Raw genomic sequence first — 13967 nt, 5'->3', positions numbered from 1 at the left:
AGAGGGTGAGGGACGATGAGCGACGAGACCGTCACACTGCGGGACTACACCGAGGCGTTCAAGGTCAAGAAGGCGCTTCGCAAGATCGGCAAGGCGAACGTCCCACTGAAGGAAGGGCTGTTCGTCGATGACATCAAAGTCTTCGCCCTCACCCTCGTCCTGTGGATCACGGCCTACAACATGATCCTCGCCCCGCCCATCAAGGTGGTGGCGCACCTGTTCGGCACAAAGGCCCCGGTCGGTATCCCCTATCTCTTCATCCTGTTCGTGCCGCCGATCTTCGCGGTCGCTCTGTCCCGCCGCCCGGTGCGCCACAACCTCGGCATCTTCGGCCTGATCCGGGCGCTGATACGGGACTGGATGGACGATCCCGTGCACCGCAAGGGGGTTCCGGTCCGCAAGGGGCACGGGGCGGCGGCGTACCGCATCGTGGTGTGGCGGGCCCGTACCGACCTGCTGCCCGGACTGGCCCCCACGACACCCCTGCCCAACGGATTCGCTGCCGTGCCCGTACCGCCGCCCGCCGCGGAGCAGGACTCCCCGGCAACCAGCGCTAGGAAGGCCTGACCGGTGAAGAACGCCGTCTCCCGCCTCATACCGGACGGCTACCAGGCACCGTCCCGTATCGGCTACCGCTACCTCGACGACAAGATCCTGCTGGACGGGGACGGGGCCTACACCCTGGTGAGCGTGCCCACCCGCAGCTGGGAGCTGATGAGCCCGCTCGACAAGCGGGCCGGACTCGCCCAGGTGTACGCCTGTCTGTCCGGCCTGCCCCGCGGGGTGGCCCATCAGACCCGCCTGATCACGACGGAATTCCCGTTCAACGCCGACCTCTGGTCACAGCGACTGGACAAGCGGACGCAGAGCCACGGCATCCCGGCGCCCGGCTGGTCCTCCCTGCTCACCGACACCCGCAACCGGATCAACGACGCGGCCTGGCCCATCAAGCGGGTCTACCTCGCGGTGCGACTCGGCGACCGGGCCTCCTACAACGGCGCCTGGGGCCGCGTGCAGCGCATGTGGGAACAGGTCAGGAAGCCGCTCGACCTCGATGACGAGATGCCGCCGCTCGAAGAGATCGAGGTGTGGCACGACCAGGCCGGCGACATCCGCAACACCCTGGCCGGATCCCCGCTGCGCTGCCAGCCGGTGGGCCGGCAGGAGGCGGAGATGCTGCTGCTTCACCTCACTCATCCGGGCCTGCCGGCCCCCGACCCGGCCGCGACGACACCGCAGCGGTACGGGCCCGGGGAGCTGCAGGCGCTGTGCGGCGGAGAACTCACCCGGGAGCCGCTGGGCCGGATCGGCAAGTACGACTACAAGTGCCTGCGTCACGAGACGGTCACCGGCACCTCGTACCAGCTCTGGTACGCCTTCTCGCTCGGCCCCGAGGAGGTGAACTTCCCCGGCACGCTGTGGCTGCACAGTACGGACGCGCTGCCGTTCCCCGTCGTGCAGTCCATCGGCTTCGAGATCCAGGAGCTGGCCGACACCCGCAAGGACGCGGACAAGGCGCTGCGCAATGTCGAGGAGCAGTTCTTCAACGACAAGGAAGCGGGCGTCTCCACCGATCTGACTTACCATCAGAAGCGTGAACTGGCCACCCAGATGAAGTATCTGGTGGACCATCACCGCACTCCGTTCATCCGGATGCGCGCGCTGTTCGGCATCGCCGCCACCGACCGGGACGAACTCCGTGAGAACGCCCGCGATTTCGTGCGGACCATGCGCGAGGCCGGCTACACGGTGGACGCTCCGCCCACCCACCAGAAGTTCTTCTTCTACGAGTCGCTGCCCGGCGGCCGCCCTCTCGACAGCGACTACATCCGGCGCGTACCGCTGGACTATCTCGCCGCCGGCATGCCGCACATCTCGCCGTCGGTCGGCGACGGCGAGGGGCTGTACCAGGGCTACACGATCGGCGCCGGCGGACTGCCGGCAGAGCCCGTCTTCGTCGACCACATGCTCTACGCGACCCAGTCGCAGCTGGCTCCGACCGAGGGCGTGCCGGGCGACCCCGGCGGCGGCAAGACCGTCAGCCGCGGTCTCAAGCCGGTCTGGGAGGACGCCCTGCGCGGCATCACCCAGGTGGTGTGGGACCCGAAGGGCGACTATCTGGTCCTGAAGAAGTACGCCCAGGAACTGGGCCTCAACCCCGACAAGATCATCTGTGTCAACGTCTACGACGCCGACCCGGGCATGCTCGACCCCGCCGCCCAGGCGGAGACCCCGGAGGACGCCGCGCAGCTGATGCGCGAGACGCTGCTGCGGCTGGTTCCCGACCTGCTGGCGGGCCAGAACGGCAGCGACTTCGGCGACGTGATCCGCCAGGCTGTCGGTGCTGCCATCGCGGAGGGCCACGGCTCCACGTACCTCATGCGCGTGGTGGAGATCCTGGAGGCCTGGGAGAAACTGCCGCCCTCACCCACCAACATCAACCAGGAGCGCTGCCGGCAGTTCTCCGGCCCTCCCGGTCGCCGCTACCGCGAGGTGTCCCGCACCAAGCTCGGCCAGTTGGTCTTCGGCCGGGCCCCGCAGCCCTTCCGCATCCCCGTCGGCTACACGGTCATCTTCTGCACCCTCGGGCTCCAGATGCCGGACCCGGGCAAGCCGCCGGAGATGATGTCGGAGCGCGAGCTGCTCTCGGACGTGATCTCCGGTCTGATGGCGGACAACACCTGGAACATCATGGCCACCCTCGATCCCGCGATTCCCAAGGCGATCACCTGGGACGAGTGGCACACCAGCAAGGACAACCCCCGGGCCCGCACCCTGGTGGACCGCATCAAGCGCCTGGGCCGCTCCCGCAACACCTTCCTGCGGCTGATCTCGCAGTCCGCCGGCGACTTCGACTCCAGTTTCGTCACCGGCGTCTGGGCCTTCGGCACGACGTCGAAGGAGGAGGCCGAGAAGACCTGCGAGTTCCTCGGCGTCGAGGCCAACGGCTCGAACATCGGCACCATCCTGTCGCTGGGCGGCGGCCAGAAGGGCGTCTGCGTCTTCAAGGACCGCGGCGGCAAACTCGCCCGAGTCAAAGTCGAGTTCATCTACGACTTCGTCCTCGACATCTTCGACACGAACCCGGAGAAGGACCCGGAGAAGATGACCCGCATCATCGCCGAGATCTTCGGCGAGGAGGCCGCGGGCGCACGCCGGGAGATCGAGGCGAAGAAGGGCGGGGCCACGGGGGACTCCCCTGGCTCCGACGCCAACGGGGCGGGCGAGGACGACGATCCGGTGCCGCCGCAGGCATTGCTGGGGGTGTGAGGGTGCGCCGTCGCGGGCGCGGGGGCGCCTGCGACGGCGGTTCCGGCCGCGGGGGCCGGGGGCCGGCTGAGGGCTCGGGACGGTGGCTAGGGGGTTTCTGATGGATCTCCGTGGAAGAAGGAGCGGCGTTCGGTGCGTGCTCTCGGCGTGCCGGGCGGAAGTCCTCGATGGGGGTCCCCCCGCGCGAGCGAAGCCGAGCGTGGGGGAGGAGCTACTAGGGCTTTTGCCCGGTGCGGCGAGAGTGCGTGCCGGGCGTCGCGACGCCGCGGAGATCCATCAGAAGCCCCCTAGGACTTGGGGATGTCGTAGTTGAGGGCTTTGACCTGGCCGCCGGCGGACTCAAGTCCGCCGCTGCCGAAGGCGCGGCCGGTGAGCCACTTGCCGCCCGTGGTCTTCACCTTGAAGACGAACTTGTAGTCCTGCTTGTCCTCGCTCTGGGGGATCAGTTCGGCACGTGTGACCTTGAGGGTGGAGGCGATCACCGTGTCGTCCTGGGTGAGCGCCTTGAAGAAGGCGTTCTTCTCGGTCTTGCTGAGCTGGGACGGGTAGACCATGGCGGACCCTTCGTAATCCCGGTCGTCCCAGCCCGGCTCGCCCGCGCTGCGCGGGGTGTAGTCGAAGCTGCTCAACGAGTGTGCGGCGCTGTCCGACATCCAGGCGCGGTAGGTGCCGTCCTGCGGAGTCCGCAACGCGTCGAGCAGGTTGACGACCTGCATCCGCCAAGGCGCGTGCAGGTAAGGGTCCGCCTGGACGGTCGGCGAGGAGGACGCGCCGTTCTTCGAACCGGATCCGCCGTCGCTGTCGCTCCCGCAGCCGGCGAGCGCCAGCACCGCCGCCGCGGCGACCACCGCACCCTTGGTTCGCGTTGCCTTCAACACACCGTCTCCGTTCCGCATCCAGAATCTGTTCGTACGAGCACGGGGTCAGCCGCCGACACCCGGCTTCGCCTCCGAGTAGATGAGGCGGAGGATCACCGTGGCGCCGGACGGCTTGCTGTAGCCCTCCGCCTCGCCCTCCAGCCAGTCGCCGTCGCTCTTGCCCTTCGCCGACCGTGTCTTGACGACGAAGCTCAGCGTCCAGCTCTTGTCCGTGCCCGAGGACTTGGACACGGCCAGGCTGGACGGCACCACCTTTCCGTCGCGGGACACGGCGGCGAGGACGGCCTTGGCGTCGGCGGCGGGCAGGCCGCGGTACGACACGCGTGCCAGGCCGTCCGGCCGGTCCGCGCCCGGGTCGGCGGACGACAGCGGGGTGTAGGTGAGTCCGTCCGTCTCCGCGGCGGCTCCCGGGAACCAGCGGTCGGAACCGGCTTGCTCCGCCTCCGCGGCGTCGGTCAGGAACGCGACGAGCCGGTCCCGCCAAACATCGGCGCCACCGGAGGACGAGGACCCGGGGGACGGGGAGGCGCTCGCGGCGGCCCCGTCCTCGGAACCGGCGGGCGGTGTCGGCATGTTCTGCTTGACCACGACGAAGCCGCCGAGGGTGAAGAGCGCCATCACGCCGAACACGGCGGCGAAGAAGAACAGCACGGGCTTGGTGCCGCGCCGCAGATTGTCGAGGGCGGCGTCATGGATCGACCGCGCACCGCCGCGCCCACGGGAGTCGTGTCCCATCGCCCACCCGCCCTGTCGCCTCTGTCTCATGCGCCCCTGAAACACCGCCAGTTCAGTCAGACACGCGTGCTAACGTCTCTAGCGTATATACACATCAGGTGAAAGTCCTAGGAGTCCGGGGGATCCGAATGGCCATCGCCTCGACAGCTGAGGCCCGAACCAGGCTGACGTCCTTCCGCGACGTCCCGGCCTCGAAGCGAGCCCGGCGCACCGGGCGCGGGGCCCGTGACCGACGGCGTGTCATCAAGCGCCGAGTCGGTGCCGTCCTGCTGACGGTGCTGTCCACGTTCACCCTCTGGTTCACGATGGCCACGCCCTCCCAGGCGCTCGGCGACGACATCATCTCGATGTGCGGCCCGCTCAACGTCACCTTTCCGGAGAACCGCGGCTCTGGACTCGAAGCCTTCTTCGGCACGTACAAGCCGGACACGGCCATCCCTCCGTCGGAGTACGCCACCTACATCCCCAAGGCGAACAAGCCGTACGACGGCCCCAAACCCTCGTACCACCGATACGGGATGTCAGGGCTGACCTGGAACACCTTTGGCTGGACACCCGGTTGCTTCTCGATCAACCGGTTCATCAACTTCGTGCCGAACATGATCTTCAACCTCTCGAAGACGTTCGCCACCTTCACCATGGCGCTGATCGCCTGGTGCTTCGGCAAGGACCCGTTCAGCTTCCTGCAGACGCCCATCGCCAACGTGGCCGGGGCCATGTCGGACGTCGCCACCCCGTTCCTGGGGCTGGTGGGAGCACTCGGCGGCATCTATCTGGGCGTCAAGAACTGGGGCCCCCAAGGGCGGATCACCGCCGTCCTCAAGGGCTTCTCATGGATGCTGCTGATCACCGGACTGTTCTTCTGGTTCGACGCCAACCCGACCGCGGCCGGAAGCAAGATCAACAGCATCGTGGGCGATGTGACGTCCACCGGCTTCCAGTCCCTGTCCGAACTGCCCTCCACCGGCGGCGCAGACAACACCTCGCTGTGCAACAGCAAGACCGGCGCCAGCGCCGCCTCCTGCATCCAGGACGCGCTGTGGGTGCCCCTGGTGTACCAGCCATGGCTGTACGGCCAGGTCGGGAACAACGGCAAGGCGGCCAGCAAATGGGGCCCGGAGATGCTCAACGCCCAGTTCGTCGGCATCAAGGCGGACGGGTACATCGACGACGACGGCGCCAAGGTGGTCAACGGCATCACCGAGTGGAACGGGACGGACGACGAGGTCGGCCCGGACTCCAAGTCCGGCTCCAAGATCTGGGGCGGCGGGGACTTCGACGACAAGGTGCCGTACCTGAACCTGTGGGGCAACAACCTCTGTCATGAGTCCGGTGACCAGAACTTCCGCATGTGCTTCGGTGGCAAGGACACCGGCTGGTTCTCGGACGACAAGCGCAAGGTCAAGCCCGAGGACGAGAACGTCATCTCCATCGCGAGCGGAAACGACTTCACGGCACGGATCTCCGCCGCCGCCATGAGCGTCATGGGCGGCATCATCATCAACGCGTCGGTGTACTTCATCTGCGCGATGCTGCTGGCGGCCAAGCTCGGCGTGTTCACGCTGATGATCTTCGCGCCGTTCTATCTGCTCCTCGGCATCTTCCCCGGTCCCTCCCGGGTCGCGGCGATCAAACTGGGCGAGCTGTTCCTGACCAACCTGTTCCGGCAGGCCGGCTGGAGTCTCGGCCTGGTGATCGTCACCTATATGGACACCCTCATCCTGGCGCCCGGCGGAGACCAGAACTGGGTGCTGAAGATCCTCACCTGCGCGCTGATGACCGTCATGCTCGGCGTCTACGCCAAGCCTGCGATGCGCGCCCTCTCCGGTATGGCGATGGGCAACAAGGACGCCGGTGACGCCATCGTGGGTGTCGGCGCGGACTTCGCGAAGAAGACCCTGCAGACCACTGCCCAGGTGGGTGCCGCGGTCGCCACCGGCGGCGCCACCGCGGCGATGTCCGCCGGAGCTGCCGTCAAGGGCGCGTCCGCCGCGGCTTCGGCCTCCGGGAAGAGCCTGTCGGCCGCCGAGGGATTCAAGGCGGCCGGCATGGGCGTCCTCAAGAACGCGCCCAACCTGGGCCGGCGTACCCGTTCCGCGATCGGCAAGTTCGGCTCCGCGAAGGACGCGGGCAAGGAGGGCTACGAGAACGCCGAGAAGCGCAGGGACGAGCAGGCGTCCACCCGGGCCGTCCAGCAGAGCGCGGCGGCTCGCGAAGGCCTCTCTCTCCGGCGCGCCAAGAACGTCCAGAACGCGGCGCACGCACCGGCCCTCGACGCGATCGCGGAACGCCGCCGTCAGGGCGACATGGCCGGAGCGGCCGCCCTGGAACGCCAGCACTACGACTCATTGCGCGATCAGCGCACCGGCGCCCGGCACCCCGACGACCCGCTGCACCCGAGCAACCTGCGCCGCAGCGCGACCGGCGGTGTCGACGCCGTGCGCCGCGTCCGGCCGGTCGAGCGCGGCGAAGACCTGCTGAGCAGCAGCGGCATGTCCCAGCAGCAGGCCTCGGCCAACCTCGACCGGGTCCTGTCCCTGTACCAGAACGCCGCCAACATCGATCACAACCACTCGGCGGGCATCGCCCTGCGGAGCCTGTCGGTCCAGATCGAGTCCGGCGGTCCGCACACCGAGGCGGCCCGGTTCTCCGCCGCCCAGGCGGTCGCCCAGCACGGACTGCCCGACAAGATCGACGCCGTCGGCCTGCCCGCCAACTCACAGGTCACCGTCCAGGTGATCTCGCAGGTGGCCAACGAGCTGCCGGTCCAGCCCTCGGAGGAGGCGCTGACGCCCCGCGGGCGGGTGGAGTTCCTGCAACGTGTCGAGTCGCTGGCTCAGCAGATACCGGTCGCGACGTCGATGTCCACCGCGCTCAATGATCTCCGGGAGCGACTGGCCGACATGAAGTCGCCCGCCTCGCAGATCGAAATGGCACTGCAGGCCGTGCACCAGGCGGCAGGCCGTGAGCGGGCCGGCACGGGCGGCGGTGGCGGGGCATGAGTCATCGGGGCCGAAAAATCGCCGCCTTCTTCATCGCTCTGGTCGTCCTCGGTCTGGTCCTGAACAACATCTCCAGCAGGACGCGTTCATCGGCGACGCAGCCCGCCGCCGGCGAATCCGCGAAGCCGGCGGCCCGTCCGGTCGCGCCGCTCTACGTACCCCGCCCCGAGTCGATGATCTCGGGCGGGTACGGCGGGGCGCTGAGCACCGAGGCGGCGCCTCAGGATGTGGCGAAGGCGTTCGCCATGTCGTACTACAGGTTCGACCCGGACCGGACCACGCCCAAGGCGTTCGCCGCAGGGCTGCCGCGTCTCGCGCCGACCACCCGGGCGGAGCTGGTGAAGCAGCTTCCCGAAGACTGGGAGGCGTATCTGTCGAAGACCTCCGGCACGAAGACGCCCGAGGTGACCGTCGGCGACCCGAACCCCGACCCGGACACGGACAGCTCCGGCAAGACGGAGGTAACCGTGGACTTCGCCGCCGACTCGGAGTCCACGGGTGCGTTGCGGCTGTCGCTCGGCCTGGAAGACGGCGACGACGGATGGACTGTCACCTCGGTAACCCTGGACAAGGAGTGAGGCCACCGTGGCGCGTGTGACGAGGACGAGCCCTGGCATGTCACAGCAGGCTGCCAAGGGGCAGAAGAACACGGTCAGTTCGAACAAGGCCAGTTCCAGCAAGGCCAGACCGAGCAAGGCCAGACCGAGCAAGGCCAGTTCCAGCAAGGCCAGTTCCAGCAAGGCGAGCACAGGCAAGGCGAGCACAGGCAAAGCCGGTTCGGGCAAAGCCGGTTCGGGCAATACCGGTTCACATGAGACCAAGAAGCGGGTCCTTGCCGGGAGGCTCCCCGGCAAGCACGTCTCCCCGAGTGCCACAGCGGCGCTGGGACACCTCAAGGTCCTCTTCGCGTTCCTGGTCTGGATGGCCCTCGTCCGGCAGCAGGCGTCCGTGATCGTGAACTGGCAGCAGTACTACGCGCAGGCGCTGGTGGCCACGGCGGCGCTGGCCCTCGGCAGCGTGATGGTGGTGTACCTGTATCCGCCCCGGACGGCGCGCTGGCGCACCGTCGCCTGGACCTTCGTCGCGTCCTCGTTCGGCGGCGCCCTGGTGTACGCCGCACTCGGCGGGCGCGCGGGGCTGCTCGGGGCACTGCTCAGCGGCGCGCTGGTCCTGTGGGCCCGCGCCGAGGAGCACGGCCGCCGCGCTGTGCGCCGGTTGCGCGCGCGGCGGCCGTGAGACCTCGTCAGGCCGGGTAGCGGGCGGCGATGTCCTTGCCCCGCGGGGTGTCGGGGTCGGGAGACTGCTGAGCCAGGGTGATCAACTCGTCGAGGTTGAGTACGAGACCGCCGTCGTCCACGATCACCCGGTCCCGCAGCGCGAGCAGGCAGGACGTGCGGTACGCCTTGGACCAGCTGCGGTTGATGTTCCGCCACACCGCCAGCGAGCCCTCCTCCCAGGTGAGACCGTCCGCGGCCGGCGGGGCCGGAACCTCGGCGGACGGTGCCGAGAGCGGCGGGGGTGCGACCGCCAGGGCGGTGGCCCGCTGATGCTCCGGCGCGGCGATGGGAGCGGCCGGGGCCGGATCCGTGGAGATGGGGGCGACAGGGGCAGCGGCCGCCGAGGCGGCGGGAGTGGGCGCGGAGGCCGGCGCGAATGAACCGGCGGTGGCAGCCTGGACAGGGGCCACGGCCTGAACCGGACCCGGGGCTGCGACATGAGCCGGAGCCTGAGCCGCGACCTGGACCGGGGCCGGGGAAGGCGCCGCAACAGCACCGGCCCGATCGCTCCGCACCATGACGCTCCCGCGCTCCCGCTCACCGGAATCGCTGATGTGCAGCACGCGCGGGTTACCGGAACTGTCCGCCACCAACAGACGCACCCCCTGCCCGACCAGCGGCTGTGCCCGCTCCAGGACATCACGGGCCCTGCGCTGCACGAGTGCCTCGGTGTGGAACGTACGCTCCACGCTGCCGCCGCTCTCCCCGTCCGGCACGCGCACCACGAGCCGCGCGCTTCCCCGCTCGCCGTCGACGTGCGCGTGGGCCAGCACCCCGTCGATCGACGTGCATGAGGACAGGTCCGCGGCCAGCCGGGCGGTCGAACCTCCCGGCGCGGACATCAGCCAGAGATCCACAGCAACCCGCTCGACCTCTGCGAGCCATGCCTCGTACGGACGACTTCCGGCGGGTCCGACCGCCTGAACAGCCAGATTCACCCAGACCGTCATGCCCGCACCGCTGTCGTTACTCATCCGCTCCCCCTCGCGTGTGTCAATACACAGTGTACTGTCGGAGGGCGGCCCTATCATGGCCGGAAGCCGCCATCCGCGAACTCGTGCCGGACTGTGACACCCCGTGCGGCCGCCATCGAGGACGCGCCACGAAAGGGTGCTCATGACGGCCAACCCCGCTGCTGTCTACGGCCCTTCGGCCCGAACCCCCAAGCTGACGATCGTGCTGTACGCGAACGGGCAGGCGAGCGTGGGCGGGGTGCCCGTGGCCGCGCCCGACCCCCACGATCTGGCGGGAGTGCGAGCCGCGGCGATGCGGACCGCCATCGGGATGGCCGTGGACCGGGGGCAGTCCCTCCAGGCTCTGGCCTTCGAACCGGACGGTTCCATATGGCCGTTGGTCATCCACCCCGACGGGCGGGTCGAAGAGGACGCCGCACAGGAGCCGTACTCGGCCGCCGAGGAGTACCCCATCGGGGAATCGGAGAGCGGGAGTTCGTCCCCGTCATCGCCGCGCGGCCCCCGCACCGAGACCATCGTCCTCCATGCGGGCTGGACGGACGCCGTCCAGACACCGCCGCCGCCCGAAGCGTTGCGTGACCGGCTCGCGCGGATCGGGGAGGCGGGAGCCACCGGCCGCGTCGAAGTCGCCGTCATGCTGGCCGTGGACCTGGAGCGCGAGGCCGCCCTGCTCTACGGCGCGACGCACCCCCACGTCCTCCAGTCCCGAGCGGTTCGCGCACACGTCAGCACCCTCGCCCACGACTGGATCCGGGCCGCCGACCTCTACCTCGGTATCGCCGAGGACTGGCTGCACATGTCGGGAGACCGCAGCTTCCAGGTGCGGGAGAACGCCGCGAACGCGCACGCCTGTTGGCGCAGGATCACCCATCCGCAGGAGAGCGAACGGGTCGGGGAGGCCGTGGTCCGGATGTGGCTGAAGGTGCCCGGAGCCGAGCGCTATCTGCATGCCGCACGGCGCCGTCGCGACTGGTTGAGGCGACAACTGTCCCTCGGTCTCCTCTGACCGCTCCCGAGCCCCTCTCTTCCGACTCCGATCACCTTCCTTCGTTGGTGCACGGTCAAGATCTCGCTGTGCCCGAACGGTGACGTAGTGAGACCGGTTCGCTGCCATGATGTTCTCCTGAAACGGGAGTTGCGGCTGTAACTGCGGTGGCTCCTGGCGTTGTTACTCGGGGGAGTTGTGCTGTGAAGCGGAGAAATGCCGCACGTCGAAAAACTCGTGGATCTCTCACTCTCGATGTCCGGGAATGCGAGTGGTCCGCGCGGGTGTCCGGCGGACTGGATCCGACAGGCGCCACGCTGCTCCTGTCCCTGCCGCAGGACCTGTTCGTGTCCCACGACAGGGAGATGTGCCAAGCCGGCGCCTACCCGGACCCGGCGGTGGACAGCGACACGGAGTATCTGTCGAGCGTGTGGGGCTTCACCCGGCTCGACCGGGACGACGTCATCGAGGTCGGCGACGTATCCCTGGTCAGCCTTCGGGTGACGCAGGACGGGCTGGCCGTGGACCTGGCCGGGTACCCGTGGCTGCTCGTCAGGGAACCGATGCACATTCCCGACGAATGGGCCCGCACCGGAGGCGAGGCTTCCTGCCTGCTGGGGATCTGTTTCGACCTGGACCTGGAGGCCCCCGACGCCGATGAGCGCTTCCTCTCGGAACTCGCCCTCGGCAAAGCGACTTTGGGACAGGTGAATGTCGCGATGATCCGGTGAGGACACGATGACCTGTCTGTACTGAATGGTATGGGGTAACGTCTGTACACAGCGCGATGCGCTCGCGCGAAGTACAGAGCCGCCCGGGTCATCGATCGATAGCTGGAGAAGCCATGAGCACTTCGGAAATCCCTCAGCGAAGTCGATCACATCGCCGCCGGATGGTGACCGCCAAGGCGGCGATGACCCGGCGCCCCGAAGGGGTGGATGAGGCGCACGCGCTTCCCGGTGAGCTGGAGCCTCTCGAGTGGACACCGAATCGGGGTCCCATCACCGAGCAGGAGGCGCTGGGCGTCCTCCGCAGGCGACGGCGCAACGAACTGAACCAGGCCCCCAAGCGGGAGGGCGCCAAACGCCCCGAGGTCCCGTCCGAGTTGCCTGCCGAGGACTCCCGCAAGGTCCCGGTCGTCAACCGTTTCCCGGCCCGGTATCTGGCCATGGCCCACGCGCGTGCCGAGGTCGAAGGCACCAACCTGACGGCCATCCTGGAAGAAATGCTGGTCAAGTACGCAACAGGCAAGCCCACTCGGCCTCAGACCGTCAGTCGGCGACTGCTGTCCTTGTACACTCGCAAGGACTAGTCAGTTCGTTCGGTTGTCGGCCTGAGACCCGACCGGGCACTGAACGGTGGGGGAGAGCCCGAGTGTCCGACAACAACGGCTTCGGCATGTCGTCAGCCGCCGACAACGACGAGGACGAACTGCCTCCGGGCCACGCCCGACAGCTTCCGACACCGGCCGCTCCGACTTCGGCCGCTCCGGCTTCGGCCGCTCCGGCTTCGGCCGCTCCGGCTTCGGCCGCTCCGGCTTCGGCCGCTCCTGAGACGGCGCCCGCGTACCTGCCCGTAACCGGGCCGGCGCCGACACCCGGGCCCGCGCTGAGCTCCGGGCCGGCACCCGGGCCCACACACACCCAGAATCCCCTGCCCGCCCCGGCCCCCGCACCCGCGCTCGCCTGGGGACACGGCACCGTCCCCTACACCGGCCCCGCACCCGCGCAGACCGGCCCCGCACCCGCACCCGCACCGGCGCCCATGCCGGACTCCACCGCCGTCCCCACCCCCGCGCCCGCGCCCCTGCCGGACGGGGTGTCCGTGACGGCTCCCGCACTGCCGCAGTCGTCGCCCACCGGCCCTACCGGCACGTCCGCCAACCCGTACACGGGCCAGTACCAGCCCACCCCCTCGGGCGCCCCTGGCGACCGCGGGCCGGCCTCCCAACGGCCGCCGCTGCTCCGCCTGGTCGGCCGGGGCGCACGCTCGTCCGGCCCGGAGCAGCAGCGCCTCGCCCGGCTGCAGACACCGGTCCCCCGCGCCTACCGGATCAGTGTCACCAGCATCAAGGGCGGCGTCGGCAAGACCACGACCTCGGCGATGCTGGGCCTGACCTTCGCCCGCTACCGCGCGGACCGTACGGTCGTGATGGATGCCAACCCGCACGCGGGCACGCTCGCGGACCGGCTGATGGGCGAGCGGATCATGCCGACGGTCCGCGACCTGGTCACCGCGGAGCTGCGTCGCCGCGAGCAGAACGGCCAGGGCCTGACCGACCCGATGCACATCCACCAGTACCTCGGCCAGGCCGACCGCCTGATGGTGGCGGCGAGCGAACAGAGCCCGGACATCAGCGAGTTGTTCGACGAGGCTCAGTACAGGACCGCTCAGGACGTTCTGACCCGCGCCTTCGACATCGTCATCACCGACAGCGGCACCGGGATGAAGCACTCCGCCATGCGGGGCACGCTGGCCACCACCGACCGACTCGTGGTGGTGGCCGCTCCGCGCTACGACGCCGCGCGCCGCGCCGCCAAGACGCTGGACGAGGTGTACGCGCAGGGATATCCGCATCTGGTGCGCAACGCCGTGGTGGTGATCACCATGGACGCCCCGAAGGCCGTGGGGATCAACATGAACACACTGGTCGACTACTTCCAGCAGCTGTGCACCACTGTGGTCCGGATCCCGTACGACCAGCAGCTCTACGCGGGCGGGACGATCGACTACGACCGGGTGTCACCGGCCACCCGCGGCGCCTACATGGACCTCGCGGCGCTGCTCGCGGACGGCTTTCCCACGCTGCTGCCCGGGCAATGACCTCCCCGGGCCCGGGAAGGCCC

Annotated in this window: 12 protein-coding genes; 9 read left to right on the top strand and 3 right to left on the bottom strand. The window is 69.1% G+C overall.

What is annotated here, in order from left to right:
- Positions 1–15 precede the first annotated feature (15 nt).
- The gene (locus IEY95_RS19645; RefSeq protein WP_189187322.1) at positions 16–567 is read left to right on the top strand and encodes a hypothetical protein; all 552 of its coding nucleotides are present in this window, start codon (positions 16–18) and stop codon (positions 565–567) included.
- A 3-nt stretch (positions 568–570) separates the two neighbouring features.
- Positions 571–3270 carry an ATP-binding protein gene (locus IEY95_RS19640; RefSeq protein WP_189187321.1) on the top strand — a complete coding sequence of 900 codons (2700 nt, stop codon included), beginning with the start codon at positions 571–573 and terminating at the stop codon, positions 3268–3270.
- A 287-nt stretch (positions 3271–3557) separates the two neighbouring features.
- On the opposite strand, the gene IEY95_RS19635 is transcribed toward IEY95_RS19640, so the two are convergent.
- Together IEY95_RS19635 and IEY95_RS19630 are read right to left on the bottom strand one after the other, a co-directional pair.
- A complete protein-coding gene (locus IEY95_RS19635; RefSeq protein ID WP_189187320.1) occupies positions 3558–4145 on the bottom strand; it encodes a hypothetical protein in 588 nt (195 codons plus the stop codon).
- A 48-nt stretch (positions 4146–4193) separates the two neighbouring features.
- A complete protein-coding gene (locus IEY95_RS19630; protein ID WP_189187319.1) occupies positions 4194–4883 on the bottom strand; it encodes a hypothetical protein in 690 nt (229 codons plus the stop codon).
- Positions 4884–5011: 128 nt separating this feature from the next.
- Here IEY95_RS19630 and IEY95_RS19625 point away from each other — a divergent pair, with 128 nt between their 5' ends.
- The 3 genes from IEY95_RS19625 to IEY95_RS19615 are packed head-to-tail and all read left to right on the top strand — an operon-like array spanning position 5012 to position 9121.
- On the top strand, positions 5012–7885 hold the full coding sequence (locus IEY95_RS19625; protein WP_189187318.1) for a hypothetical protein: 2874 nt from the start codon (positions 5012–5014) through the stop codon (positions 7883–7885).
- Positions 7882–8463 (top strand): hypothetical protein, encoded by a 582-nt coding sequence (locus IEY95_RS19620; protein WP_189187317.1) that lies wholly within the window; start codon positions 7882–7884, stop codon positions 8461–8463. The genes IEY95_RS19625 and IEY95_RS19620 overlap by 4 nt, the downstream gene beginning before the upstream one ends.
- 37 nt (positions 8464–8500) lie before the next feature.
- Positions 8501–9121, top strand: coding sequence for a hypothetical protein (locus IEY95_RS19615; RefSeq protein WP_189187316.1), 621 nt, complete (start codon positions 8501–8503; stop codon positions 9119–9121).
- A gap of 7 nt (positions 9122–9128) precedes the next feature.
- On the opposite strand, the gene IEY95_RS19610 is transcribed toward IEY95_RS19615, so the two are convergent.
- The gene (locus IEY95_RS19610; RefSeq protein WP_189187315.1) at positions 9129–10136 is read right to left on the bottom strand and encodes a hypothetical protein; all 1008 of its coding nucleotides are present in this window, start codon (positions 10134–10136) and stop codon (positions 9129–9131) included.
- Between the two features lie 142 nt (positions 10137–10278).
- Here IEY95_RS19610 and IEY95_RS19605 point away from each other — a divergent pair, with 142 nt between their 5' ends.
- The 4 genes from IEY95_RS19605 to IEY95_RS19590 all read left to right on the top strand — a co-directional run bounded on the left by IEY95_RS19605 (position 10279) and on the right by IEY95_RS19590 (position 13944).
- Positions 10279–11142 (top strand): hypothetical protein, encoded by an 864-nt coding sequence (locus IEY95_RS19605; RefSeq protein WP_189187314.1) that lies wholly within the window; start codon positions 10279–10281, stop codon positions 11140–11142.
- 263 nt (positions 11143–11405) lie between these two features.
- Positions 11406–11852, top strand: a complete 447-nt coding sequence (locus IEY95_RS19600) for a hypothetical protein (RefSeq protein ID WP_189187313.1) — start codon at positions 11406–11408, stop codon at positions 11850–11852.
- A 113-nt stretch (positions 11853–11965) separates the two neighbouring features.
- On the top strand, positions 11966–12433 hold the full coding sequence (locus tag IEY95_RS19595) for a hypothetical protein (protein WP_189187312.1): 468 nt from the start codon (positions 11966–11968) through the stop codon (positions 12431–12433).
- Between the two features lie 62 nt (positions 12434–12495).
- A complete protein-coding gene (locus tag IEY95_RS19590) occupies positions 12496–13944 on the top strand; it encodes a MinD/ParA family ATP-binding protein (RefSeq protein WP_189187311.1) in 1449 nt (482 codons plus the stop codon).
- Positions 13945–13967 lie beyond the last annotated feature (23 nt).

The organism is Streptomyces albiflavescens (genome assembly GCF_014645835.1).
Lineage (GTDB): Bacteria > Actinomycetota > Actinomycetes > Streptomycetales > Streptomycetaceae > Streptomyces > Streptomyces albiflavescens.
Note: the sequence above shows the minus strand (reverse complement) of the source record. Positions and strands in the feature narration are given on the sequence as shown.